The sequence below is a fragment of the Streptococcus suis genome, from assembly GCF_024509555.1.
GTDB lineage: Bacteria > Bacillota > Bacilli > Lactobacillales > Streptococcaceae > Streptococcus > Streptococcus suis_AD.
In genome coordinates this window covers 117,353-143,137 of the sequence record NZ_JAMWEL010000003.1, presented here as the reverse complement: position 1 = coordinate 143,137, position 25,785 = coordinate 117,353, and the positions used below count along the sequence as shown (strand labels likewise).

The window sequence follows — 25,785 nt, the reverse complement described above, 5'->3', positions numbered from 1 at the left end:
AACTCCTTTCTTTTCAGAAAAAAGACTGGAAAAACCAGTCTAGCTTGCTTTCATTTTCAAAAAATCGCTCAACTTATCCACAGCAAAGGGAAGCACTTCTTCTTTGGGACTGAGACGAGGATTGTGGAGGGGATAAGGCGTATCCACACCCAGCCAGAACATAACACCTGGAACCTTGTTAAGCAGGTAGCCGAAGTCCTCTCCTGTCATGGCTGGTGGACAGTCAATCATCTCCACTCCGTCAACACCATCAAAGTAGGTCATCAGTTCATCAGCCAGCTGGGGATTGTTCTCCACAGGCAGATAGCCACTTGGATTAAGCTCAATCTCCAAGTCCACTCCAAAAGACAGAGCAATCCCTTCTGCCACTTCCCGCACCCGTTTTTGCACCAAGAGGCTCATGTTCTGAGTCAAGGCCCTAATGGTCCCGTGCAAAAAGGCCGTTTCAGCAATGATATTGTTTGTCGTGCCAGCATGCATGGAGCCGAAGGTCACCACAGCTCCCTCGATTGGGTCGACGTTACGGCTGACCACCGACTGCACTTGGGTCACAAAGTAGCTGGCCGCCACTAAGGCGTCATTGGCGGTATGGGGAAATGCTGCGTGGCCACCCTTTCCTGTAAACCGTATTTTGACTTCACAGGTCCCAGCAAAGAGGGTCGCACGGTTGGTGGCCATTTGACCGACTTTGAGGTCTGGTCGGACATGGAGCCCATAAAATTCATCTGGCAACCAATCCCCAAAGGCACCCGCTTCATACATGAGCATACCACCTGCTAGATTTTCCTCCGCAGGCTGAAACAAGAAGAGAAGATTATTTTTCGGTTGCTGCTCTGCCATTTTCTCCAAAAGCCCCAAGGCAATGGTCATGTGGAAATCATGTCCACAGGCGTGCATCCTATCTGGGTGGAGGGACTTGAAGTCCAGGTCCGTTTCTTCCACGATAGGCAGGCCGTCAATATCTGCCCGCCAGCCGATGGTCTTTTCAGGAGCAGAACCTGTCAGATAGACCAGGATACCTGTCTTCCAGGTACGGACTTGGGCAAAAGAGCAATCTTCCAACAAGTTCTCAATAGTTTCCATAAGAAAGGCGTGAGTCTTGAACTCCTCCATGCCCAGCTCTGGAATCTGGTGGAGGGCCCGGCGTGTCGCGATTAAATCTAGCATAACTACCTCTTAGAGTGTCCGCAAAGCCTCTTCCAAGGCTGTTTTTTGTTGGGTTTGAGCGTCGATTTTCTTGATGATGCGGGCTGGCACACCTGCCACCACAACATTTTCAGGGACGTCTTGGGTCACAATAGCACCCGCTGCGACAACAGAGCCACTACCGATTTGCACGCCCTCGATAACAACGGCATTGGCACCGACCAAAACATTGTCACCAACACGCACTGGCTCAGCCGAAGCTGGCTCGATGACACCTGCAAGAACCGCACCTGCACCGATGTGGCTGTTTTTACCAACCGTCGCACGACCACCAAGGATAGCACCCATGTCAATCATGGTACCTGGACCGATTTCCGCACCGATGTTGATAACCGCACCCATCATGATAACGGCATTATCACCGATTGTCACTTGGTCACGGATAATGGCACCTGGCTCGATACGGGCATTGATGTTACGTTTGTCTAGCAAAGGCACAGCCGAATTGCGGCCGTCTTGCTCAACCACGTAGTCTACATTTTCAGTCAAGTTTGCCAAAAGTGGCTCGACATCCTTCCAGTCACCGAAGAGGACATTGCCTAGTTTTGTCACCTCAGCAGGAACAGGGCCAGCCAATTCACCTTCAAAAGTCACTTTAACAGTCGTTTTTTTCACAGCATTACCGATAAAGGCAATGATTTCTTGAGCAGTCATTTTTTGTGCAGTCATTTTTTGTGCAGTCATAATGTTTCCAATCTAAAAATAATATTTTTTCTATTATATCAAAATTTTCTGAAAATTTGGCAAATAAATGTTAAAAAATGAAAAAGAGGCCAAGCTAGCCCCCTAAAGTTATTGTGGTAAATCGAATTTTACAATAGCTGGTTTCATGTCTGTACTAAACTGGAACCCTGGTTCAACTTCTAACTCAGCAGTCCCCTCTTCATTAACTGCAAAAGCAGTCGTAGCTCCCTCAATACTTCGACCAGGTGCGATTGTTTCGAGAATGGTACCAACTGGATAACTTTCTGTCACTTTGTTGTTGATATATAGGTCCATATCTTCACCGACAACATAATCTTCATCAGTCAAGTTTGTCACATTATAAGTTACCAAAAGTACTTTATTAGCTACAATATCACTTACTGTATTCCGTTCGTCAGTCCATGCAATATTCGTAATTGTAATTTCCGCTACATCTTTAAAGACAATGGTATCTCCCACCTTATAGCTTGTATCGGTTGCTTGTTCAGAGCTTGACTGTGCAACACTACTAGAGGCATCGGTAGTTTCTTTTTTACTTGGTTCAGTAGTTGAACATGCAGCAAGGGTTAGCACCGATAAGGCAGTTACTGCTAGGAAAGTAAGTTTTTTCATATAATCCTCCAAAATTATTTATATAACCATTATATATATATATATATCGGTTGTCAAGTAGTAAAATAAAAAAAATTAGAAGTTTTACCTCCTAATTTTCAATCATTATTTAATCTTCAATTTCTTTTCTGGGATTTACAGCTCCAACGATATAATCTTGCACCAGACCTGTTTCATCTAGTACAATTCCATGGAGAACTCCGCCGTAAACAGCTCCTCCGTCAATCCCCATTTTTCCATCTGGACTGGTCCAGATTTGGCTAATGCGGAGATTGGTCTGATAAAGGTTGTACACAGGGGTATGCCCAAAGACAATCACCTTCCCTGTGGTATTTTCAGCCTCATGGAAAGGAGTTCTAAGCCAAACTTTATCATGATTGCTGGTTTCGCGCCAGTCTGGTAAGGTCAAGTCCACACCAGCATGGACAAAGATATAATCTTCCGTTTCCAGATGATAAGGACAAGATTTTACAAAATCAATCAGATCCTCATATTGTTCCATCACTGCATTGGCATCCACCAGGCCATCTACCGGTGCGTCCAAGGGACGACCAAGAAGGGAGTTAATCGTCGTATCGCCACCATTTCTCCGATAGTGGTCATAGCGGTCAACCGGATCACGCAACCAGGCTAGAAACATCCGTTCATGATTGCCCGTTAAGCAAATCGCGCCCTTTTCCCGCACCAATTGCCAAACCAACTCCAAACAAGCCTTTGAATTTTCTCCGCGATCAATCAAATCACCTAGGAAGATCAACTGTTGTCGCTTCTCATTCCATTTCTTTAAAATATCAAGCAGGAGTTCAAACTTTCCATGGACATCTCCTACTACAAAAAATTCTTTTTTCATCCAGTTTATTTTACCATATTTGGAAAACAAAGAAAAACCGACCGTTTCCGATCAGTTTGATTTTCTTACAAACGTGCGTTCAATTCAGCACCGAGTTCTTCAAATCCTGGCTTGCCAAGAAGAGCGAACATATTTTTCTTGTAGGCTTCTACACCTGGTTGGTCAAATGGGTTGATCGCATTGAGGTAACCAGAGATCGCAATTGCCAACTCGAAGAAGTAGAAGGTGTAACCAAGTGTGAACTCATCTTGTTGTGGAAGGGTCACAAACATGTTTGGTACGCCACCATCTGTGTGGGCAAGAAGTACGCCGTCCGTTGCTTTTTTGTTTACAAAGTCAACATCCTTACCTTGCAAGTAGCCAAGACCGTCAAGGTCTTCTGCCATTTCAGGAATCAAGATATTTTTTCTTGGTTTGTCAACACGCACCACTGTCTCAAAGATGTTGCGGTTTCCTTCTTGGATAAATTGTCCAAGAGAGTGCAAGTCTGTTGAGAAGTTAGCAGATGTTGGGTTGATACCTTTTTGGTCCTTACCTTCTGACTCGCCCGCCAATTGTTTCCACCACTCGCTGAAGTATTGCAGTGATGGCTCGTAGTTAGCCAAGATTTCTGTTACATATCCTTTTCTGTAAAGGATGTTGCGAACAGCTGCATATTGGTAGGCTTGGTTTTCAGCAATTTTATCTGATGTGTAGGTCTTGCGAGCAGCATTTGCACCTTCCATAAGGGCATCAATGTCTGCACCAGCTGCCGCGATTGGCAAAAGACCAACTGCAGTCAAGACTGAGAAACGGCCACCGACATCATCTGGAACAACAAAGGTTTCCCAACCATTTGCGTCCGCTTCAACCTTAACAGCACCTTTTGCCTTGTCAGTTGTAGCATAGATACGCTTGTTAGCTTCTTCTTGACCGTATTTCTTCACAAGCAATTCTTTGAAGACGCGGAAAGCAATGGCAGGCTCAGTTGTTGTACCTGATTTAGAAATCACGTTAACTGAGAAATCCTTATCTGCCACATAGTCCACCAAGTCAGCAAGGTAGCTTGATGAGATAGAGTTTCCAGCGTAAAGGATTTGTGGAGCTTTGCGCTCTTCACGTGTTTGCAAGTTTACAAAGGCATTGCTCAAGAAATCAATAGCTGCTTTAGCACCAAGGTAAGAACCACCGATACCGATAACTACCAAAACTTCACTTTCATTTTGGATTTTAGCTGCTGCTTCCTTGATACGAGCAAACTCTTCTTTGTCGTAGTTTTCTGGCAAATCCAACCAGCCGATAAAGTCGCTACCAGGACCTGTTCCTTGACGAAGCATTTGGTCAGCTAGGGTAACTTGTGGTTGCATGTAGTCTACTTCTTGAGCGCCGACAAATTGGCCCAAGACTTTTGAATAATCAAATGTAATATGTGTCATGTCATTCCTCCATTTATGTACCATAATATGATAACGCTTTATCATGTTTTTTTCAAGGGATTTGTGAATTTTCATTCATTTTCATGAAATGGTTTGCGTAACTTGTTTATTTTTTGCAAAAATAGTGAAATTCTGAGGAGTTTCATAGTCTGCTAAAAACTGACCTGAACCCGTCACTGTCATCAAATTTGGCAGGATTTTTGATAATAAGTACAAGGGAACTAGGGTAATATACCAGATCATCATGACTTCAAAAATAAACTTACTATTATTGCCTCGTTGAATATAACGTTGTCTGTATTCTTCTTTTAAAGATGGGTGCGGAATGTAGATACGAAATGGGACAGCACCGCACACAAGCATGGCAAGCAGCATTCTCAGTAAAAAATTCATGGCGACAAGGACAGTCTTGCCCTCCTCGTGCAAGGCATAGGCTTTATCTACATAGATTTTTTTATAATTCTTATCTTTAATCGGACGTGGAGTTGATTTTCTTTCTTCTTTATTTAAATGACGAACACTGGAATTATCATATTTGATGTCCGACATTTCTAAGTCGACTATTTGTGAAGATTGCTTGGCAAGTGTCGTTTTACCCATACCTGGAAAAGCAAATATAAACATAGACCTTCCTCCTTTTTCTTCAGTAGAATAGCAGAGCTAACAAAAAGTTTTCTTAAGTGGAAATCTATTTTACTCCTTTCTCCAAATATATCAATAGAAAATCAACAAAATCAGTCCCTAGACGGAGTCAAAGACTCCTACAAAGACTATTTCACACTTGCTTCTATTTCTAAACGCCCCTTATTTCAAAGTTTTTTTGGACTGTACACAAAAAGAGCACACACCCGACTTCGCTTAGGGCTGCTGGATTCCTCCCCTGACCCGCTTCACGCACGAATGTTGCTCCGTTTATTATTATAACACAAATTGATGAAAGTGCAAGTTTGGACTACAAACTAGCTATCCGAAGCGGCTTCCTCTTGCGCCGTCAAAGCTTCTTTCTCAGCTTTTTGCTTTTCTCTTCTCTGTCTGAAAAAATCTTGCATAATCTGAGCACAGGCCTCTTCCAAGATCCCCATTTCAACCTCCACACGGTGATTGAGCCGCTGGTCAGTCAAAATGTCATAGAGGCTACCTGCAGCCCCAAACTTCTGATTGGCAGCTCCGTAGACCACCTGAGGAATACGGGCCAAGCCAATAGCACCACTACACATGACACAGGGTTCTATTGTGACAAAAAGGGTCGTATCCAGCAGTCGCCAATTCCCTTCCACTCGATTGGCTTCTTGGATGGCCATGACTTCGGCATGCATGATGGCCTGATTGAGTTCCTCACGCGCATTATGCCCACGACCAATAATCTGTCCATCCTTTACGATGACACAACCGATAGGGATTTCATCTTTTTCCAGCGATTTTTCAGCCTCTGCCAAGGCTTGGCTCATAAAATATTCTTTTTCTTCTTGTGTGTATTCCATATCATCATTATATCAGAAAATAGTCTACATCATCTATACTTTCCTCATTCAAGATTTGAAGATGGTGTACAACTACAAATCGCACCAAAAACTTATAAATGTTTAGTCAAAAAAACCTCCTCTTAAAAGAAGGTAAGGGAGAGTTAAAGTGATATTTACAAGTATCATTGTGTCACTATTAATTAAATTTGGTCAGTATATTTTTGAGATTTTAGAAAATTCAATTTCCACTTTTATCGTTCAATTTTAAAGATTAGAAGTCAAGACTTTCAATATTTTGTTTTAGTAAACAAAAAAACTATATTACATTAATCTAAGTGATCGATTGCATACTGAGCTTCTGATTCTGTGAATTTTTCAAATAACAGTTGGTCATAAAGTCCTTGGTCAGAAAAACTTGAATACTCCAAATATTGTTTGGCAGACTTCAATGCTTGTTCATTCCAATCAGCCTTAACATTTTCAGCACCGTGACGAGCTTCCTCCTCTGTATATTTTTCATATAAAAGTTGTTCATATAGACCTTCTTTTGAAAATGCTGAATAATCTAAGTATTGTTCAGCATCCTTCAGTGCTTGTTCGGACCAATTAGTTGAGATAGCTTCAACAGCATAGCGAGCAGCCTCCTCTGGAAACTTCTCATAAATCAACTGCTCATATAAACCCTCTTTCGAAAATGAGGAATAATCTAGATAATTTTCAGCCTGAGACAGAGCATTACGAAACTCTCTGGAAACTGTTTGTTCATCTTCGGTTGTACTAGAACTTGTAGAAGTTGATGAATCTGATGTCGAGGTTTGTGTTGTTGATACTTCTACCTTTTTATTCGAAGTCGAGGAAACCGTATTCACGTCACTTACATTCACATCTTCCGTTTTAGAAGTACAAGCTGATAAAGCGAGTACAGATAGAATAATTGTCGAATATAGAGTAAATTTAGCTTTCATTTAATTCCTCCTTTTCTTTGATTCTATATATTAATTTGTTGTTTGTCTAGGAGTATATATCAAAACTAAAAAAACAGCCCCGAAGGGCTGTATGTACAATTTCTGTTACAATTCTCCAACCAATTTCACTACGTTTTCTACTGTGAAGCCGTAGTTGTCAATAACTGTTTGTGCTGGAGCGGATGCACCAAACGTATCGATACCAAGCACCTTACCGTCAAGGCCGACATACTTGTACCAGCCCTGAGTAGCACCCATTTCGATAGCCAAACGACGGCGAATAGCGTTTGGAAGGATTTCTTCCTTGTAAGCTGCGTCTTGAGCATCGAAGAGTTCAGTTGATGGCACAGAAACCACACGCACCTTAGTGCCTGCTGCTTCCAGTTCCTTAGCAGCTTTTACAGCCAAGTTCACTTCTGAACCAGATGCAAGAAGGATTGTATCAAAGCCTGCTGCTTCATAGACAACATAAGCCCCTTTGGCAACCTTATCAAAGTCTGTTCCTTCTTCCACTGTCAAGTTTTGACGAGTGAGGACAAGGGCTGATGGTGTTGATTTGCTGGTCAATGACAAGTACCAAGCCGCCTGTGTTTCACGCGCATCTGCTGGACGGAAAACGTTAAGGTTTGGCATTGCACGAAGTCCTGCCAAGTGCTCGATTGGCTCGTGGGTTGGTCCATCTTCACCAACTGCGATTGAGTCATGAGTGAAGACATAAGTCACAGGAAGACCCTGAAGGGCTGACAAACGAACTGCTGCCTTCACATAGTCTGAGAAGACGAAGAAGGTACCACCGAAAACGCGAAGTCCACCGTGTGCTGCCATACCATTCAAGATAGTCCCCATAGCAAATTCACGCACACCGAATTGGATATTACGATTCAGAGGATTAACAGAGTCTTGAAGTCCTTCCCCCTTAATGACAGTCATATTTGAGTGTGCCAAGTCAGCTGAACCACCAAAGAAATTTGGTAATACAGCCGCTGCTGCATTTATCGCATCTTGTGATGAATTACGAGTTGCTTGTGAGAAACCATTTTCATAGACAGGGAAATCAGCTTCGGTCAACTCAGCCAATTCACGGCCTTCCAAGATAGCTGTCACTTCATCTGCCAATTCTGGATAAGCAGCCTTGTAGTCTTCCACCAATTTCACCCAAGCGTCGTAAGCTGCTGCACCACGATCAGCCACATTTTCTTTGAAGTCAGCGTAGACTTCTTCTGGAATTTCAAATGGAGCATAGTTCCAATCCAAGGCCTTGCGAGTTGCTTCTGCCTCTTCTGGACCAAGTGGCGCACCGTGGGCTGCATTGCTTCCTGCCTTGTTTGGTGAACCGTGACCAATCACAGTCTTAACCTCGATCAAGGACGGTTTGCCAGCTGCTTTAGCTTTTTCAATAGCTGCAAAGATGGCATCTACATCGGTACCATCTGTTACCAAATCAGTGTGCCAACCGTAGGCATCGTAACGGGCACGAACGTTTTCTGTAAAGGCATCCTTGGTTTCACCATCCAAGTTGATGTCATTTGAATCGTACAATACAATCAGTTTGTCTAGTTTTTGCAAGCCTGCATAGGACGCAGCTTCTCCAGACACACCTTCCATCAAGTCGCCATCACCACAGATTACGTAAGTATAGTGGTCAAAGATTGGGAAACCCTCGCGATTATATTTAGCTGCAAGGAAACGCTCTGCTTGGGCAAAACCTGTCGCAGTTGAGATCCCTTGTCCAAGAGGGCCTGTAGTCGCATCTACACCTGCTGTATGACCGTACTCTGGGTGACCTGGTGTTTTTGACCCCCACTGACGGAAGTTCTTAATCTCGTCCATGCTTACTTCTTCAAAACCTGAAAGGTGAAGCAATCCATAAAGGAGCATTGAGCCGTGACCAGCTGACAAAATAAAGCGGTCGCGGTTGATCCAGTTTGGTTGTGCTGGATTAATGCGGAGCTCCTTGGTAAAGAGGCTGTAAGCCATTGGTGCTGCCCCCATAACAATACCTGGGTGACCAGATTTTGATTTTTCAATGGCGTCAATACCAAGGAAACGAATTGCGTTTACTGAAAGTTGTGACATGTTTTTCTCCTTTTAAAAAGTCATGGTTTCATTATACCATAAAGCGTTTTCTATGTCTGTTTGAAGTTCTATATTATCCGCGTTTTCCTATAAGAAAACAACCACAGCAATCTGCTATGGTTGTCGGAAGGAAAGCATACTATTCTTCTGATTTTTTATTTCTTCCTTGTGCAGCGACTGTCAAACCAAGTCCAGCAAGTCCTAGACCTAGAAGCGCCAAATCGTTTTGACGATCACCTGTCGCTGGTAGGCTTTCTTTGTTTGATGTACTGGTAACCTGTTCAGACACTTGAGCTGGTGGAGTAGAAAGAGTTGGTTTCAATACCTCTTGCTTCTCAACTGCGTCTGATTTCGCTACTTCTTTTATCACTTCCTTGCTACCCTCAACAACAATCCGTGCCTCACCATCTACAAGAGTTTCTGATAACAAATTAGTAGCAACTACCTTGCCATCAACCAAGACATCTTGATAAACCAAGACTTTCTTACCTGCCTTACCTTCTTGAAGCACATAAGATTGACCTTTTTCAAGAGTTGCATCATAGCGAACTTCCGCTGCAATCGGAAGGACAGATTCTTCTGTACGTTCTTTTGTAGTAAAGTCTAGGGTTGGTTTTTCTTCAGCAGTAGGCGCTGTATCTGGAACTGACGTAGTGATGTAAGGCAAGCGAATCACCGTTGCAGTCAAAGGTGCAAGAACAACTGCGCTATCAGTCAATTCAACACCCACTAAATCAGTCAGCGCTGCTATTCCAGCCCGCTTACCATCGACCAGCACTTGACCCTTAAGCAATTCTTTGTAACTATCAGAAAGAACAAAGCTGCGCTCCTTACTGTCGGCGTTGACAAAAACAGCATAGCGGTCCCCATTGTTTGCAATGGTTTGATAGGCAATGACCACATCATTTTTGGCAATGCCATTTTGACCTGGAATTGAAATCAAGCTAACCATTTGATCGACTTGGTCTTTTGTTCCCAAACGGAAGGCATCTGTAGATTTGCGCAAGGCAATCAATCCTTTTGTAAAGGCCTGAGTACGGGTATTCTCTGGATAAAGCGCCTCATCTGTCGCTTTGGTCCAATCAAACTTGTTGACCGCATCAGATGAATCGTAAGAATCATGAATGTAGTATGGATAGTCAAATGGCGTGCCATCTGCATTGGTCAACAAATGCGCCTTGTTTGGTACCTTATCCTCTGAAACTGGCTCCTTGTAATCAGGATGGCGGAACTGTTTGGTCCGTCCATACTCCTGACCAGAATGGATAAACGGCGTTCCTTGAGCAGTCAAGACCAGCAAATTACCCAAGCGTTGACGTTGGTGAATTTCAGTATAGTTTTCAGCAACTGACGGATCTTTCTTGATGGACTGAGCGATAATATCAAAGAGGGTCAAGTTATCATGCGCAGCAATATACTGGATCACATCACCTGGATCATCTGCCAAGAAGTTGCCTGGTTGTGCCTTGATGTTATTGAAGACAGACTCAACACTCTTAGCACCGCCTGTGATAAAGGCTGGCTGACCTTCGTTTGGATAACCAGATTTAAGTGTGTTACGAATCTCATCTGAGAATACCGCAACCGTATCTGTTGAACTCATCCAGTCTTGGTCCGCTGGCTGAACAGGCTGATTAGCATCGCCTGTAAAGGTTCTCCATCCTTCACCAAGCATAATAATGTTTGGATTGAGTTTTTGAGCCTCGGTAAAGGCCAGCTCAATTGCTTCGGCATCATGGTCCCCCATCATATCGAAGCGGAAACCATCTACCTTAAACTCGTCCACAAGATACTTGATAGAATCAACTAAGACACGGCGGCTCATGTAGTGAGTGGTTCCCAGACGACCACCACCAAAGCTTGATTTAGCTGTACCATCTGCCTCCATGAAGTGATAATAGTTTGGCTCTAAATCTTCAAATAAGAAAGTCTTAGAAGTGTGGTTATAGACCACATCCAAAATCACACCCATGCCTTGTTTGTGGATTTCATTGACCAGGTTTTTGAATTCCTCGATACGTTTCATTGGATCGGTCGGATCTGTAGAATACATACCTGTAAAGGCAAAGTAGCTCTGTGGATCATAGCCCCAGTTGTAGTTACTGTTGCTTGACGCGTATTCGCTCATCCGCTCTGCATTTTTCAATTCATTGACATAATAGTAGCTCATAACCGGGAGCAACTGAATATGGGTCACACCCAGGTCTTTGAGGTAGCTGAGACGCTCTGCAAAGGCCGCAAAGGTACCGAACTGAGCTGTCAATTCATCAGAAATAGCAGGATCGGATGTGAAGTCACGGACATGTGCTTCATAGATAATGGCATCCTCACGCTGATTGAAGTTAGGAATTGTGGCATAGTTCAAATCACTTGGACCAACTTCTGCTGGGTCCACAATCGCAGCTTTGGCAATCCGATAAGATGGATCTGTATCTGCCAAATCACTATTCCACTCCGCTAAAGACTTAGCATATGGATCTAAAACAAGAACAGCTTGATCCCCACGAGTGATTTCATAATGGTAGTAGTAACCACGATAGTCCGCGATACCAAGACCTGATTGACTGTTCAATTCGAGGTCCCATTGTCCCTTATCGCCCTTGGTCATGGCTAATTTACCGACCACCTTAGACTGGTCATCCTTATCATAAAGAACAACTGCTACACTGTCTGCACTTGGAGACCAGAGAGTCATATCAACGACACTACCAGCCTGACTCACACGTGCACCAAGTTCTCCATCATAAGCATAGAGCTCATCCTTCAATTGCCAGCTCATAGTTGTTGTGAAGCTATCATTACCATATTTGAGGGTATAGCCCGCATTTTCTTGGTTGAAATCCCCAAGGACTCGCACCTTGTTGCTAGTAATGTCCAAGACAAGGTCCGTCACATTCACTGTCTGGCCATTTTTATCTGTGACAGACAATTTTTCTAAAATACTTTCCTTATCAGCACCTTCAAGTGTTGTAAATGCTGCTTCTAGAGCTGTTAGGCTAACATGAGAAACACCTGTCACACGGACATTATTGACAAAATAAGGATTGGTGTAAATAGTCGTATCATCATCCTTGAGGAAGATTTGTGTCTGATTTTTCAAATCTGTAAAGCTATAATCTTTCTGTTGAATCTTCACATCGTCTCCTGACTTGCTTTCATCCAATAGCAAGAAGCCAATGGAACTTGGTAAATCTGTCAATTTGACATCAATATAGGCACCGTACTTGCCTTGGTTTTCAAAATCAATACCATTTGGCCAATCACCCAAGGTAAGGTCAGTCACATCACCCCAGATCCAGAGACCTTTTTGGTCATAATTGCCATCGGTACGGAAGTAATTGATACGGATGTAGCCTTCTTTGAGCGGTTGATAGAGGCTGAGTTGATAATTCTCATCAAACCAAGCTTCATTCATCTTGGTGCTAATCCGTTCAATAGTCTTGTCACCTGTGATGTTATCACCAGAAGTATTATTAATCAGAAGACTAATCTTGCTAGCTTTTTCATCTTTCATCTTGATGTCCAGATAATAGCCATAGTCATCCTGCTTAGCAGTACTGAAATTGGTTGCACCCGTTGGCCAAGCACCAAGATCTGACGATGGTTTTTCGACATCATCCCATGTCCATAAACCTAGGCTAGATAAATTTTCAGATGGTAGAGTTTTAAAGTGAACACGGAAGTAGCCTGCTTCAATTGGTTCTTCAGTTGCTCCTTGCACACTTGCATTAACGATGTCACCTGCTTCTGTCTGAAGGAGCATGGTGCCACCTTGACCGATTGTTGGCAGTTCGACTTGAACACCCCATTTATCGTCTTTCTCGATAGCTTGATAAGATTTTCCTGTGTAGGCATCTGTGACCACTACATCCTTACCAGATACTTCAAGTGCCATTTCCTTGTTCTCGGTATTGGTTGAGAAGACAAGATAGGCAGCTTGATCTTGGTAACTGCGTTTGCTGATAAGCCAACCTTGGCTATCATTTCCAGCAAGTGTGCTTGTATCACCACGTGAGAGCAATGTTGAATTAGAATTGCGGAAAGCCAGCAATTTCTGATAGTGGTCTGTAATATCACTTGTCTCTACCTTGCTCCAATCGAAATCGTACCGGTTGTCATAAACTGGCCAGTTGTTTTGTCCAGATTGCCCCACTTCTTCACCGTAGTAAATAACTGGCTGACCTTTAGCAGTAATCAAAAGACTAGCAGCCAATTTCAGTTTGTCCAGATTTCCTTCTTTTTCTGCGCCACCGAGACTGTAGAGGAAACCATCTTCGTCATGACTGCCCAAGAATTGACCCAGAGAAGCTGCACTAGTCAGAACCGTGCTACGTTCTTCCAGCTCTTTTCCAGCTGCTTTTAGTTGACCATTGACCAGATATTTGGCAATATCCTTGAAGCCAAAGTCCAACAAACTGTCCATAGTACCGATACCCAAGTCACCCTTGGTATCTTTATAGTTAGCTCCCCAAGTTTCCCCAATCAAGTGGAAGTCAGGGTCTCTATCCACCAATTCATTTTTGAAATGTTGCCATGTGGTATCATCAACATGTTTGACTGTATCGACACGGAAAGCATAGATAGAGTTGCCCTTGGCAGTTGTTGAGCGTTCCAACCAAGATGCCTGCCAAGCAACCAACTGATTGCGAACAGCTGCTTCTTCTGTCTTGAAGTCTGGTAATCCAGATAATGAGCCTAATTGGTCATCTCCCTGCTTGTCTTCTTCCTTAGTCCGTACCATACCTGCAAAGGTGTCTTCTGTACCATAGCCAGCATGGTTGAGCACCACGTCAACAACAATGTTTATACCTTTTTCCGCCGCGGCATCAATCAATTCGTGGAAATCAGCTAAACTTCCCAAATGCGGATTTAGTTTCTCAAAATTGGATGCCCAATAACCATGGTAAGCATAGTACTCTCCATCTGTTGCGCTACCAACATTCTGTGGAATATTTTCCACAATCGGAGTCAACCAGATAGAGTCCACACCCAATTCTTTCAAGTAATCCAGCTTGGCTGTCACTCCTTTGAAGTCACCGCCCTGGTAAAGACCGCGTGGGTTGGAGGCTGTTCCTTCCACTAACTTGTCATTGCTGGTGTCTCCATTGTAGAAACGGTCTGTCATCATAAAGTAGATAACTTGCTCGTCCCAGTCTTTTTCACCATCTGCCTTGATACGCTCTGTAATAGTCACATCCAATTTTGTTTCGTAGTAACCGTTGTCCTTGTCATAGACCTTTACAGGAAGACTATATGTCCCTGGCGCTGTGCTAGATGTCGCTTTAATGGTCACACGATTGAGCTCAGTAGAGATTGGCACAAGGCCTCCGCCGATGGTACTTGTATCGACTTCCATTTTGACTATTTCAGCATTCTCAGGGTTGGTGACAGTTACAGATACCAAGCCACTTTCATTGTAGTTGAATGGTGCCTTGCTACTAGCCTCAAGGGTCACATTTTTTGTACCCGGCGTAGCTTTGCTGGTATCGAGTTCTACTTTCTCTTCGATAAAATATGGATTTGTGTAAACTTTGTCGTCACCGTTTCGAAGGAAGATTTGGCTATGCCGTTTACGATCTGCAAAAGCTAAATCAATCGATTTATTGCCTGCTAGGTCTGGGTTATCTTGGTTGAGCAAAAGAAATCCAAGCTTAGAATCTAAACCATTCGATAGAGGAATGTCAACATAGGCTCCGTATTTGCCAAGTTTAAAGTCAACGGCACCTGTTGGCCAGCCGTCACTCGCTTCAGTCGTATCGCCCCAAGTCCAAACGCCCCAACCTTCATAATTGTTGTCTTCACGGGTGTAGTTGATACGGAGGACATTTTCATCTTTGAGAGGCTCATAGCTAGACACGCTATAATCGCTCGCAACCCAAGCTTCATTCTGCTCTGGGACCAATAGCTCCACTTTTTGGTCCGATTCTGTTATTTTTTCCCCATCTTTAAGGACCAAATAACCGATTGTGCCTGGTGTCTCAGATTTTTTAATATCAACGTAATGACCGTAGTCATCTACCTGACTGCTTGAAAAGTTCGCTGTATCCGTTGGCCATTGATTCCCATCGGACGGCTCTGCCACTCCTCCCCAAGTCCACAAACCTTGGCTTTCTGGTGCTGTTTCGTCTACATTTTCAAAGTGCAAACGAATGCTACCTTCTTCGATAGGTGTTTCTGCTGAAGTAGATAATGTAGCTGTTTCTGCTGCAGCTCTTTCTGCCACAGGTGTTACAGTAGTTGCAAGCGGAGCAGCTGAAGCATTATCTACGGTTTCCGATACTCCAGTAGGACTTGTATTGGTTACACTTGATACAGTTTCACTTGTCGATGCTCCTCCAGACTGTTCCGAAACACTGGTTATAGTAGCTTCCGCAGGAGCAGCCACTTCCTCGGCATGAACTACTTGACCGACTCCAGACATCAGAAAAGCTGTCGCAATACCGACGGATGCAACGCCTACATTTAGTTTACGAATGCTAAAAAATTGTTTTTTCTCAAACATTCCTCTTGATTTCGTCTCTCGAATGGATTTCTTTTTCATAGGCTCCTCCACATAAATTGATTTTTATAATATAAGTATATACAATCACACCTAATCTTTGCAAACGTTTTCTCAAATGTTATCGGTAACAAAAATCATCAAAAAAAGAAACTACTATGGCGTAGTCTCTCGTTCAATCAATTCAGCACGGTCGAAATGAGCCAAGCTGGTCAATGGTTTTCCGTCCAGCATATCCATCAATCGCTTTACACTAATTGCTCCCATTTTTTGAATGGGTTGCTTCATGGTCGTCAACCTCGGATTTGAAATCCTATCGATAAAAAATCCATCGAATCCAATAACACCGACTTCCTGTGGAATGGATTTTCCAATAGTTTGCAGCCCTCTTGTAATTCCCAGTGCTAGGCGGTCCGAAGCGCAGACAAAACAAGTCTTTTCTGGTAAATCGTCTATATTTTTGATAAATTCTTCTGCAACGCGAGAATGATTTGCCAAGCGATACAGACGGCACTCACGGTCTCCCATAGCCATTTTATAGCCTTCTTCTCGCTTTTCTTCAAACGACTCTGGCACATCAATGCCCACAAAGAAAACCTGTTCATACCCTTTAGAAAGGGCGAATTCCGTTGCTACCTGAGTGGCTTCCATGTTATCTGAATCAACAAATGGTAGCCCTTCGCTATTCTCACCAAATAATATAAGCGGTTTTCCTAAACTTTTCAACCATGAATAATCTGACTTTCTGGCACCTGTCACAATGTAGCCATCACACTGATCCGTCACCATCTTCGAATCTGTTACTAGTTGCAAGGTATAATTGCGCTGATTTAATTCCCTCGCTATTCCCTGCAATAAATCAATGTAATATGGTTCAACCACATCCATTTTTTCAAGGATAACTACCTGCACAATCAAGGTTCGCTGCTGAGCCAAGGCCTTGGCGACTACGTTGGGCTTGTAATGAAGTTCCTCCATCGCAGCTGTGACCAGAGTGCGTAACTCTTGTGTGACTTGTTCTGGATGATTGATGACCCGCGATACTGTCATCTTTGAAACATTAGCTAGTCTAGCCACATCCGCTAAAGTTGCCATTGACACCTCCTACTTTCTTTATATCCCTCTATCTCATGCAAACGTTTTCTTTGTTCTATTATATCCAATTCCCATAAAAAATGCAAAATTGTTTTAATGGTTGACGCTTATATTTCTTTGGGAATAAAAAAACACCAGCAAAGCCAGTGTTTTCATTCTATATATCTTCTTTCTGAATGCGAGCCAAGAATTGCTTGGTTCGTTCTTTTTTTGGATGGTCAAAAATGTCTTCTGGTCGGCCTTCTTCAATAATCTGGCCCCCATCCATAAAAATAACCCGATCAGCCACTGCACGCGCAAAGCCCATTTCATGCGTCACAACCACCATGGTCATGCCTTCCTTTGCCAGCTGCATCATGACAGCCAGAACCTCACCGATTAACTCAGGATCGAGAGCAGAGGTCGGTTCATCAAAGTAAATCACTTCTGGATTGGTCGCAATGGCTCTGGCAATGCCGACCCGTTGTTGCTGACCTCCTGAAAGCTGGCTTGGGTAAAAATCATATTTGTCCGACAAACCAACCTTGTCCAAGGCTGCCTTACCAATTCTTTCAGCCTCTTGTTTGGGTACTTTCCGAGCCACAATCAAACCTTCCGTCACGTTTTGCAGGGCAGTCTTGTTGGCAAAGAGATTGTAGTTTTGAAAAACAAAGGCTGTTCGTTTGCGAATGGCAGCAATTTCCTTGTGGCTAATCTTAGCCAAGTCATAGCTGTCCTCACCGAAAACCAAGTGACCCGCGTCAGCTTTTTCCAAAAAGTTCAAGGAACGAAGTAGGGTCGTTTTACCTGATCCAGATGGACCCAAGATGACAACCACCTCTCCAGGATTGACCTGAACATCAATTCCCTTTAAAACCTGCTGACCATGGAAGGCCAGTTCTATTCCACTTGCTTGAATCATCTGAACCTCCTAATAAACTGCCAGCTTCTTCTCACCAAAGGCTTGCAGTTTGGTCAAAATTGTTGAAAAGAGTAGGTAGATAAGGGCAACTTCACAGTAAAGAATAAAAGGCTCGTAGGTTCTAGCCGCAATCTGCTGGGTTGCCATGAACATCTCTAAGACCGTGATATTGGCTGCCAGAGAGGTGTCCTTGACCAAACCAATCAAAGTATTAGACAGAGGTGGGAAGGCCACTCGAAAGGCTTGAGGGAGAATAATACGGCGCATGGTCTGGGCAAAACTCATCCCAACAGAATAACCAGCCTCCAACTGCCCCTTAGGCACGGACTCAATCGATGCCCGAATAGTTTCCGCAGCGTAAGCACCTGTGTTAATAGAAAACACCAAGACTGCCGATGGAAAGGCATCGATGACCAGACCCAAACTTGGTAAGCCATAAAAAATCACATAAAGTTGGACCAAGAGAGGGGTCCCACGGATAATCCAGATGTAAAAGCGAGCCAGTTGCTTGAGAACAGGTAGATTGGCTACCTGTACCAAGGCCGTTCCAATAGCCAAGAGCAAGCCAAAGGCAAAAGACAGGATTGTCAGTGGAATAGTTACCAACAATCCTGGAACAAGTATCTGCGAAAATGAGTCAATCACTAATTGCCATACTCTATCTGTCATAGTTTCTCCTACTTACTTGGCTTTTGATACGTCTTCGCCAAAGTATTTGTTTGAAATTTCAGCTAGTTTGCCTTCGCTTGCCAATTCAGCCAAGGCCGCATCAATTTCTTTTACTAGGTCTTCATTTCCTTTAACCACTGGGAAGGCTGTTGTGGAAACATCGTCTGTCAAGGTCACAAGTTTAATCGGTGCATCTGCGTGTTGCTTGAGGTAATCCAAGTAAACCAGGTTATCGTTGATGGTTGCATCCACACGGTTTGTATTCAACAACTCAACAGCCTGTGCAAATCCATCTACACCAATAACTTCTGCTCCATTTTCACGCGCCAAATCTGCCCAGTTACTTGTCAAGCTGTTAGCAGATTTTTTACCTGCCAAGTCAGCAAAACCTGTAATCTCTGTATTGTCTTTCTGAGTTACCAAGGCTCCATAGATATATGTATATGGTGTTGAAAAATCATATTTTTCTTTGCGCTCGTCTGTCACACCAACCTGGTTGGCAATAGTATCAAAACGTGCTGCATCCAAACCTGCAATCATGGAATCCCACTTGGTTTCAACGAACTCGACCTCAACACCCAATTTCTCAGCAACTGCTTCAGCCACTTCTACATCGTAACCAACCAATTTTCCGCTCTCGTCATGGTAAGAGTAAGGAGCATAGGCACCTTCTGTACCGATTTGAATGACACCTTCTTCCTTGATTTGTGCCAAGAGAGCTTTATCTGTACTGTTTGATGAACTAGTTGATGTTGAAGAAGTGCAGGCCGCTAAAGTAAAGGCTGCTAGGGCTGTTGTTGCAAATAAAACTAATTTTTTCATGAATTGTACACTCTTTCTTTTTCCGATTGTACTATCATATCACGAAAGAATCTTATGAGCCAATATATAATTTCTATCAGGGGTATAAAAAATTTAAAACGAAAGCATGGCAGTGAAAAAAGGCCTACAAGACCTTTAAACACTCTTGTGTTTATACCCCAGCTGGAGGGTAAATATAGCTAACTGCTCCAGCTCCTGTCTCCAGTGGATTGAACAATCCTCTGTAATTTGCTACAACCATATTGCCATTATAATTTGATTCTACAATCTGAATCAGTCCATTCTCTCCAACTTCGGTTACTACACCGACGTGACCATAACCACCATCTGTCCAGACGATGACTGCCCCAACTTTAGGGGTCGTACCTACTTCATAACCTTGCGCTGCTGCACTTGCGGCCCAGTCTCCACCATTCCCCCAGTAATTTCCTACCCAGGGTGCTGCCTCCTTTGCTCCCCATGTACATTGTCCGACTGGATAAGTATTGGCAGTATATTCGACTGCAACTTCCGAAACCATGTTCGTAGCGAGAGCAGCTTGAGCAGCGGCTTCCGCAGCTGCCCTTTCTGCAGCAGCTTTCTCAGCAGCAGCCTTAGCTGCAGCCTCTTCCTTTTGCTTTGTCTCATCCATTTGAATAGTTAAAGACTCAATAGTTGGAGTATCTTTTGCTAGACTGTCTGCCTGTACAAAATCTTGTCCAAATGCCAACATTCCACCTAGAAAGGTTGTCACAATTGTAGCCTTCATTATATTTTGAATTTTCTTTTTAGTCATACTTATTAAAATCCTTTCAAATTTCTTCTGTATCTATCCTAATCAACTTATCTTGCACGAGACTTAAAGAAATGTAACAAGTATGACAGCCGTTTTACAGGTGGTTAACAATTACTTTCTAGAAAACATCTGCTACAGTATATGTAAAAAACGACCTCCAATACGGAAGTCGTTTTCTTATTATTTACATTTATTTCACTACAATATTGACCAATTTATTTACAACTGTAATCACCTTCACCACTGTTTGCCCAGCGATTTCAGCTTGGACTTTTTCATCTGAAAGGGCAACTTTTTCAAGCTCTGCTGGTGCTAGGTCTTTGGCTACGGTCAAACGAGCTTTTACCTTGCCTTTGATTTGGACAACGATTTCCACTTCGCTTTCTACCAGCTTGCTTTCGTCATATGTTGGCCATGCGACGTAGCTGATTGACTGGCCTGTTGCTTCCAGACCCTGCCAGAGTTCTTCTGCTAAGTGTGGGGCAAATGGAGCAATCAATTGGACAAAGCCTTTGGCATAGTCAACATAGAGCTTGTCTTCCTTGTTGGCTGCGTTGACAAAAATCATGAGCTGAGCGATAGCCGTGTTGAATTTCAAGTCTTCAATATGCTCTGTCACCGTCTTCACAGTTTCATTGTAAACTTTATCAAGCGCTCCGCTATTTTCCGCCACAAGCTCCTTGGTCGTCAAGAGGCGATAAACACGGTCAAGGAACTTACGGCTGCCCTCGAGACCTTCTTCTGACCAGGCGATTGACGCATCAAGTGGGCCCATGAACATTTCATAAACGCGGAGGGTGTCCGCACCGAATTGCTCGACCACATCATCTGGGTTAACCACGTTTTTAAGAGACTTAGACATCTTAGCAGGTGCCTGCTCCAACTCTTCACCAGTTTCGATGTTGTAGAAAGAACCATCACGTTTTTCAACTTTATCTGTCGCAACAAGGGCACCACGGCTGTCACGGTAGCTAGTCCCCAAAATCATCCCTTGGTTAAAGAGTTTTTGGAAAGGCTCTTTGGTCGGCACAACACCAAGGTCATAGAGGAACTTGTGCCAGAAGCGAGCATAGAGCAAGTGAAGGACTGCGTGCTCGGCACCACCGATGTAGATGTCCACTGGCAACCAAGCTTTGAGAAGCTCCTCGTCTGCCAATTTCTCGTCATTGTGTGGGTCAATATAGCGAAGGTAGTACCAGCTAGAACCCGCCCATTGTGGCATGGTGTTAGTCTCACGGCGACCTTTTACGCCGTCTTCCCGCACCACTTCCAACCAGTCTGTCAAGTTAGCAAGCGGCGATTCCCCTGTACCTGAAGGCTTGATGTCTGAGGTTTTTGGCAATACCAGAGGTAACTCATTTTCTGGTACTGCTGTGGAAGTGCCGTCTTCCCAGTGGATGATTGGAATTGGCTCACCCCAATAACGTTGGCGGCTGAAGAGCCAGTCGCGGAGGCGGTAAGAAATTTTCTCTTGACCGACACCATTTTCTTCCAACCAAGCCACCATTTTGGCAATAGCTTCTTCCTTGTTAAGACCATCTAGGAAGTCTGAATTGATGTGGGCACCGTCCTCTGTATAAGGAGCTTCTTCTACATTGCCACCTTCCAGAACTGGAATAATGTCCAAGTTAAACTGCTTAGCAAATTCCCAGTCACGCTCATCATGAGCAGGAACAGCCATGATAGCACCTGTTCCGTAGCTTGCCAGAACATAATCCGCAATCCAGATTGGAATTTCTTTGTTATTAACAGGGTTAATGGCGTAGGCACCTGTCCAAACACCAGTCTTGTCTTTTGCTAGGTCTGTACGAGCTAGGTCTGATTTGAGAGAGGCTTGGCGTTTGTATTCTGCCACAGCTTCTGCTTGTTCTGCTGATGTGATACTATCTACCAAGTCATGCTCAGGAGCAAGAACTGCGTAGGTGGCACCGAAAAGGGTGTCAGGACGAGTGGTAAAGACTGTGAAGTCCTTGTCTGTATCCTTAATCTTGAAAGTCACATTGGCACCAGTTGACTTGCCAATCCAGTTGCGTTGCATATCCTTGATAGACTCTGGCCAATCAACTTCTTCTAGATCATTGAGCAAACGCTCTGCATAGGCGGTGATTTTCAGCATCCATTGACGCATTGGCTTGCGAACAACTGGGTAGCCACCACGTTCAGACGTTCCGTCAGGAAGGACCTCTTCGTTGGCGATAGCTGTTCCCAATTCTTCTACCCAGTTTACAGGTACTTCTGCCTCATAGGCTAGGCCTTTTTCATACAACTTGGTGAAGATCCACTGAGTCCACTTGTAGTAGTTAGGGTCTGTCGTATTGACCTCACGGTCCCAGTCGTAAGAAAAGCCAAGGGCGTTAATCTGACGTTTGAAGTTAGCAATATTTTCAGCTGTAAAGTCAGCTGGGTCATTTCCCGTGTCCATAGCGTATTGCTCCGCTGGCAGACCAAAGGCATCCCACCCCATTGGGTGAAGAACATTGTAACCTTGGGCACGCTTGTAACGGCTGAGAATGTCCGTCGCCGTATAGCCCTCAGGGTGACCAACGTGCAAGCCCGCACCAGACGGATAAGGGAACATATCTAGGGCATAAAAGTTTGGCTTGTCCGCATCTGTTCCCGTCTTAAAAGTATGATTTTTTGCCCAAAATTCCTGCCATTTGGGCTCGATTTCCTTGTGATTGTAGAAGCTCATGTCATTTCTCCATGTCAATAAATTATCTTTACTATTATATCACGAAATAAGGAAAGAAAAAAGCAGGATTGTAAACCCTGCTAAAAATAACTGTAGCGTTACAATAGATATTGTTCACCTTACCCAAAAATGGTATAATTCCTTCTGTAAATATATAAACTAAAACATGCTAAAGGAGTGATTATGCTTCATTTTCGTGATCGTAAGGCGTTTTTTTCTGTTCTTGGATTTCTATTGCTTGCTCTAATTTCCTATTTTATTCTATCTGATGCAGCGTTTTTTCACAGTATGAATGCTGGCACCATTGCTTACTTAGATGAAAAACGCGAAGAGGTCATGGCTCTGACCGTCCTATCTGGTGTGATTTCCACTGCTATTACAGCCATACCAGGGGACATTGGAATACCTGTCGCTGAAAATTTTGCGGATATTGCTGACTATCTGCTGGTTGTTTTTGGAGGTATTTGGGTTCAAAAATATCTGGTTTCATTAGCAATGGCCTTGACCTTTAAATTTTTTATCCCCATCAGTTGCCTGATTGCTGCTGCCAATGCTTTCCTTAAATTGGATCATTTAAAGGCTATCGCAACCCGCTTCACTCTCTTTAGCCTCCTAATTCTTTTTCTAGTACCGTCCAGCGTCTGGTTATCAAAACACGTCGAGGGCACCTATCAGTATTCAGTGCAAGAAAAAATTGTAGTAATCGAAAGTACTGCTAGTGAGGTTGAAGAGGATAAAAATTTCTTTGAAGAACTGGTTGATAATGTAACAGATTACTTTGCAATAATCAAAGAAAAAACTGAGACTGCCCTTGCCAACATGTTAGAAGCAGCAGTCGTCCTCATCATCACATCGTGCATCATTCCAATATTGGTTTTTCTAATCTTCTTCAAAGCCTTTCACTTTATTTTCGGAATAACCTTGCCTACCCCCCCTTATAAACCAAATGTCTTCAACAAACTTATGAAAAGTAGACAGACAAAAAAGGTTGTTAATACTGATTGAGTTCGACGGAACCCCTTCTCATATTTTGATTATAAACAAACTCCCTAGCGCATATAAAACTAGGGAGTTTCTTTTTTACCAAATAATCACACGGTCTTCTTTGGCACGCCACATGCCGTCTCCTTCTTGAACGCCAAATGTTTCATGGAATTCGTCGAAGTTTGGCAACTGGATGTTGGTGCGTAGGTGACCTGGTGCATGGACATCCACACTCGCCAACATCTGCATGAACTCTGGACGGGCCTTCATTCGCCAGATGCGAGCAAAGTTAGTGAAGAATTCCTCTGCGGAGAAGTCATCTTCTGACTTGGCTGCTTCTAAGGCTGCTGCAATCCCACCAAGGTCGGCAATGTTTTCTGACACGGTCAACTTACCATTGATTTTTGCACCGTAGGAATCCTGACCCTCAAACTGGTCAATGACCTGCTGAGTACGAGCTTCAAAGGCTGCATAATCTTCCTCTGTCCACCAGTTATTAAGGCTACCATGCTCATCAAAGGAAGCACCGTTTGAGTCAAAGGCATGGGAAATCTCGTGGGCAATAACCGCACCGATACCGCCGTAGTTAGCTGATGAAGACTGCTCCAGCGAGTAGAAAGGCGCCTGCAAAATGGCTGCTGGGAAGACAATCAAGTTTTTCTGCGGGTTATAGTAGGCATTGACCATGTGAGCTGGCATGCCCCACTCCTTAATGTCCACAGGCTTGTTCCACTTGCTCCAACCATGAGCAATGTCAATCTTGTTTAGTTCGATAGCATTTTCCACCAAGGACTTGCTTGGGTCAATAATCTTCTTATAATAACGCTCTGGCAAGGCTTCTGGATAGCCGATGTAAGGCTTGATAACATTGAGTTTGACAATGGCCTTGTCACGCGTTTCCTGAGCCAACCAGTCTGCCGTTTCCAAACGAGATTTGTAGACCTCAATCATCTTGGCAACTTTAGCTTCCACATCAGCTTTTGCTTCTGGTGAGAATTTCTCCCCAGCATACCAAAGACCGAGGGCCTGGTTAAAGTAGCCTTGTGCCAAGTTGTAGGCTGCTTTTTCTTGGTTTTGAGCCTGCGGTGTACCAGAAAGGGCACGGCTGTAGGCTCCTGCTAGAATACGAATTTCATCCGACAGAAAGGCTGTATAAGCTCCTGCCGCTTTCAAAATCAAGGTCGCCTTCAAAAGTTCCCAATTATCCGCACTGTAAATGTCCTTGGCAGCCTGCCAGAAACGTTCCTCAGGCACGATAATCTTGTCTGGCGTTTGACCTAAAATCGCTGTGAAGAAATCATCCAACGGCAACTCTGGTGCTAAGGCAGTAAAATCTGCCCACTCGTACGGGTGGTAGAGTTTGGCATACTCGGACCCCTCTTCATTTGAAAGAACATACTTGGCAATCGTGGCATCCAGTTCCAAACGTTTATCTAGAAGTTCCTTGATTTCCTCATCGCTGAAACCAAACTTAGGCAGGAGGGCTTCCTGGCTCTCACGCCAAGTCTTGAGCAATTCAGCCCCTTTTTCATGACCTTCTTCATAGTAGGTCGTATCTGGCAGAATAATACCTAGAGAATCTGCCCAGAGAACGTTGGTGGTCGCATCCATAAAGTCGGGTGCCACACCGAAAGGCATGAGGTTTGGCTTGCCTGCCAACTCATATTCTGCCAGCTTGCTAGTGAATTCTTCGAAAGAATTGAGAGCCTTGTACTCAGCAATCAAGGCTTGTGCTGGTTCTGCACCCAAACGGTCACGGGTTTCATAGTCGGCTACTTGTTTGTGAAAAGCCACAAAGTTTTGCAAAACGCTATCTTCTGGGACATCCTCTCCAGCCAACCATGCGTTTGTCGTGTCAATCATGAGTTTTTCAATCTCATCCGCCAGGTCTGAAAAACCTCCAGTTCTTGGCTTATCGTCTGGAATGACGGCTGTTTTTGCCCATTCACCATTGACGTATTCGTAAAAATCATCTTGTAAACGTGTCATTATTTTCTCCTTTGCTTGTGTGATTACTTACTATAATAACAAAAAAGTCTGACAATTTCATTTGCCA

The 25,785-nt window shown here is 43.7% G+C and carries 18 protein-coding genes and 1 other RNA gene; 1 reads left to right on the top strand and 18 read right to left on the bottom strand.

Annotated elements, in window-relative coordinates; genetic code table 11:
- Window positions 1-39: 39 nt before the first annotated feature.
- The 17 genes from NF418_RS02690 to leuS all read right to left on the bottom strand — a co-directional run bounded on the left by NF418_RS02690 (window position 40) and on the right by leuS (window position 22,745).
- Complete coding sequence (locus tag NF418_RS02690) at window positions 40-1,167, bottom strand: N-acetyldiaminopimelate deacetylase (protein ID WP_256778320.1); 1,128 nt, start codon at window positions 1,165-1,167, stop codon at window positions 40-42.
- Window positions 1,168-1,176: 9 nt separating this feature from the next.
- Window positions 1,177-1,875 carry a 2,3,4,5-tetrahydropyridine-2,6-dicarboxylate N-acetyltransferase gene (gene dapD / locus NF418_RS02685; RefSeq protein WP_044693318.1) on the bottom strand — a complete coding sequence of 233 codons (699 nt, stop codon included), beginning with the start codon at window positions 1,873-1,875 and terminating at the stop codon, window positions 1,177-1,179.
- Window positions 1,876-1,998: 123 nt separating this feature from the next.
- The gene (locus NF418_RS02680) at window positions 1,999-2,523 is read right to left on the bottom strand and encodes a hypothetical protein (protein ID WP_044682159.1); all 525 of its coding nucleotides are present in this window, start codon (window positions 2,521-2,523) and stop codon (window positions 1,999-2,001) included.
- 109 nt (window positions 2,524-2,632) lie between these two features.
- On the bottom strand, window positions 2,633-3,373 hold the full coding sequence (locus NF418_RS02675) for a metallophosphoesterase (protein WP_256778319.1): 741 nt from the start codon (window positions 3,371-3,373) through the stop codon (window positions 2,633-2,635).
- 65 nt (window positions 3,374-3,438) lie between these two features.
- Window positions 3,439-4,788 carry a glucose-6-phosphate isomerase gene (locus NF418_RS02670; protein WP_248027026.1) on the bottom strand — a complete coding sequence of 450 codons (1,350 nt, stop codon included), beginning with the start codon at window positions 4,786-4,788 and terminating at the stop codon, window positions 3,439-3,441.
- A gap of 81 nt (window positions 4,789-4,869) precedes the next feature.
- Window positions 4,870-5,412 (bottom strand): hypothetical protein, encoded by a 543-nt coding sequence (locus NF418_RS02665; protein ID WP_256778318.1) that lies wholly within the window; start codon window positions 5,410-5,412, stop codon window positions 4,870-4,872.
- A gap of 201 nt (window positions 5,413-5,613) precedes the next feature.
- Window positions 5,614-5,707: signal recognition particle sRNA small type (gene ffs / locus NF418_RS02660), an RNA gene on the bottom strand.
- Window positions 5,708-5,747: 40 nt separating this feature from the next.
- Window positions 5,748-6,269: a tRNA adenosine(34) deaminase TadA gene (tadA, locus tag NF418_RS02655; protein WP_256778317.1), complete on the bottom strand. Its 522-nt coding sequence runs from the start codon at window positions 6,267-6,269 to the stop codon at window positions 5,748-5,750.
- A gap of 308 nt (window positions 6,270-6,577) precedes the next feature.
- Complete coding sequence (locus NF418_RS02650; protein WP_256778316.1) at window positions 6,578-7,216, bottom strand: Ltp family lipoprotein; 639 nt, start codon at window positions 7,214-7,216, stop codon at window positions 6,578-6,580.
- A 105-nt stretch (window positions 7,217-7,321) separates the two neighbouring features.
- Entirely contained in the window at window positions 7,322-9,292 is a 1,971-nt protein-coding gene (gene tkt / locus NF418_RS02645) for a transketolase (RefSeq protein WP_256778315.1), read from the bottom strand.
- 139 nt (window positions 9,293-9,431) lie between these two features.
- The gene (locus NF418_RS02640; protein ID WP_256778314.1) at window positions 9,432-15,833 is read right to left on the bottom strand and encodes a pullulanase; all 6,402 of its coding nucleotides are present in this window, start codon (window positions 15,831-15,833) and stop codon (window positions 9,432-9,434) included.
- Between the two features lie 114 nt (window positions 15,834-15,947).
- Window positions 15,948-16,886, bottom strand: coding sequence for a LacI family DNA-binding transcriptional regulator (locus NF418_RS02635; RefSeq protein WP_256778313.1), 939 nt, complete (start codon window positions 16,884-16,886; stop codon window positions 15,948-15,950).
- A gap of 157 nt (window positions 16,887-17,043) precedes the next feature.
- Complete coding sequence (locus NF418_RS02630) at window positions 17,044-17,787, bottom strand: amino acid ABC transporter ATP-binding protein (RefSeq protein ID WP_256778312.1); 744 nt, start codon at window positions 17,785-17,787, stop codon at window positions 17,044-17,046.
- A gap of 9 nt (window positions 17,788-17,796) precedes the next feature.
- Window positions 17,797-18,456, bottom strand: coding sequence for an amino acid ABC transporter permease (locus NF418_RS02625; protein ID WP_105118624.1), 660 nt, complete (start codon window positions 18,454-18,456; stop codon window positions 17,797-17,799).
- A 12-nt stretch (window positions 18,457-18,468) separates the two neighbouring features.
- On the bottom strand, window positions 18,469-19,278 hold the full coding sequence (locus tag NF418_RS02620; RefSeq protein ID WP_256778311.1) for an amino acid ABC transporter substrate-binding protein: 810 nt from the start codon (window positions 19,276-19,278) through the stop codon (window positions 18,469-18,471).
- Between the two features lie 151 nt (window positions 19,279-19,429).
- Window positions 19,430-20,053: a CHAP domain-containing protein gene (locus tag NF418_RS02615; RefSeq protein ID WP_256778310.1), complete on the bottom strand. Its 624-nt coding sequence runs from the start codon at window positions 20,051-20,053 to the stop codon at window positions 19,430-19,432.
- 190 nt (window positions 20,054-20,243) lie between these two features.
- Window positions 20,244-22,745 (bottom strand): leucine--tRNA ligase, encoded by a 2,502-nt coding sequence (gene leuS, locus NF418_RS02610; RefSeq protein WP_256778309.1) that lies wholly within the window; start codon window positions 22,743-22,745, stop codon window positions 20,244-20,246.
- Between the two features lie 183 nt (window positions 22,746-22,928).
- Here leuS and NF418_RS02605 point away from each other — a divergent pair, with 183 nt between their 5' ends.
- Window positions 22,929-23,750, top strand: a complete 822-nt coding sequence (locus tag NF418_RS02605; RefSeq protein ID WP_256778308.1) for a hypothetical protein — start codon at window positions 22,929-22,931, stop codon at window positions 23,748-23,750.
- A gap of 75 nt (window positions 23,751-23,825) precedes the next feature.
- Here NF418_RS02605 and NF418_RS02600 read toward each other — a convergent pair whose 3' ends face one another.
- Window positions 23,826-25,718 (bottom strand): M13 family metallopeptidase, encoded by a 1,893-nt coding sequence (locus NF418_RS02600; RefSeq protein WP_256778307.1) that lies wholly within the window; start codon window positions 25,716-25,718, stop codon window positions 23,826-23,828.
- Window positions 25,719-25,785 lie beyond the last annotated feature (67 nt).

What these genes read in the sequence shown, in the direction of transcription:
- NF418_RS02650 (WP_256778316.1), bottom strand. Translation starts at nt 7,216, where the DNA reads ATGAAAGCTAAATTTACTCTATATTCGACAATTATTCTATCTGTACTC.
- tkt (WP_256778315.1), bottom strand. Translation starts at nt 9,292, where the DNA reads ATGTCACAACTTTCAGTAAACGCAATTCGTTTCCTTGGTATTGACGCC.
- NF418_RS02625 (WP_105118624.1), bottom strand. Translation starts at nt 18,456, where the DNA reads ATGACAGATAGAGTATGGCAATTAGTGATTGACTCATTTTCGCAGATA.
- NF418_RS02620 (WP_256778311.1), bottom strand. Translation starts at nt 19,278, where the DNA reads ATGAAAAAATTAGTTTTATTTGCAACAACAGCCCTAGCAGCCTTTACT.
- NF418_RS02665 (WP_256778318.1), bottom strand. Translation starts at nt 5,412, where the DNA reads ATGTTTATATTTGCTTTTCCAGGTATGGGTAAAACGACACTTGCCAAG.
- NF418_RS02670 (WP_248027026.1), bottom strand. Translation starts at nt 4,788, where the DNA reads ATGACACATATTACATTTGATTATTCAAAAGTCTTGGGCCAATTTGTC.
- NF418_RS02635 (WP_256778313.1), bottom strand. Translation starts at nt 16,886, where the DNA reads ATGGCAACTTTAGCGGATGTGGCTAGACTAGCTAATGTTTCAAAGATG.
- dapD (WP_044693318.1), bottom strand. Translation starts at nt 1,875, where the DNA reads ATGACTGCACAAAAAATGACTGCTCAAGAAATCATTGCCTTTATCGGT.
- leuS (WP_256778309.1), bottom strand. Translation starts at nt 22,745, where the DNA reads ATGAGCTTCTACAATCACAAGGAAATCGAGCCCAAATGGCAGGAATTT.
- NF418_RS02630 (WP_256778312.1), bottom strand. Translation starts at nt 17,787, where the DNA reads ATGATTCAAGCAAGTGGAATAGAACTGGCCTTCCATGGTCAGCAGGTT.
- NF418_RS02690 (WP_256778320.1), bottom strand. Translation starts at nt 1,167, where the DNA reads ATGCTAGATTTAATCGCGACACGCCGGGCCCTCCACCAGATTCCAGAG.
- NF418_RS02640 (WP_256778314.1), bottom strand. Translation starts at nt 15,833, where the DNA reads ATGAAAAAGAAATCCATTCGAGAGACGAAATCAAGAGGAATGTTTGAG.
- tadA (WP_256778317.1), bottom strand. Translation starts at nt 6,269, where the DNA reads ATGGAATACACACAAGAAGAAAAAGAATATTTTATGAGCCAAGCCTTG.
- NF418_RS02680 (WP_044682159.1), bottom strand. Translation starts at nt 2,523, where the DNA reads ATGAAAAAACTTACTTTCCTAGCAGTAACTGCCTTATCGGTGCTAACC.
- NF418_RS02600 (WP_256778307.1), bottom strand. Translation starts at nt 25,718, where the DNA reads ATGACACGTTTACAAGATGATTTTTACGAATACGTCAATGGTGAATGG.
- NF418_RS02605 (WP_256778308.1), top strand. Translation starts at nt 22,929, where the DNA reads ATGCTTCATTTTCGTGATCGTAAGGCGTTTTTTTCTGTTCTTGGATTT.
- NF418_RS02675 (WP_256778319.1), bottom strand. Translation starts at nt 3,373, where the DNA reads ATGAAAAAAGAATTTTTTGTAGTAGGAGATGTCCATGGAAAGTTTGAA.
- NF418_RS02615 (WP_256778310.1), bottom strand. Translation starts at nt 20,053, where the DNA reads ATGACTAAAAAGAAAATTCAAAATATAATGAAGGCTACAATTGTGACA.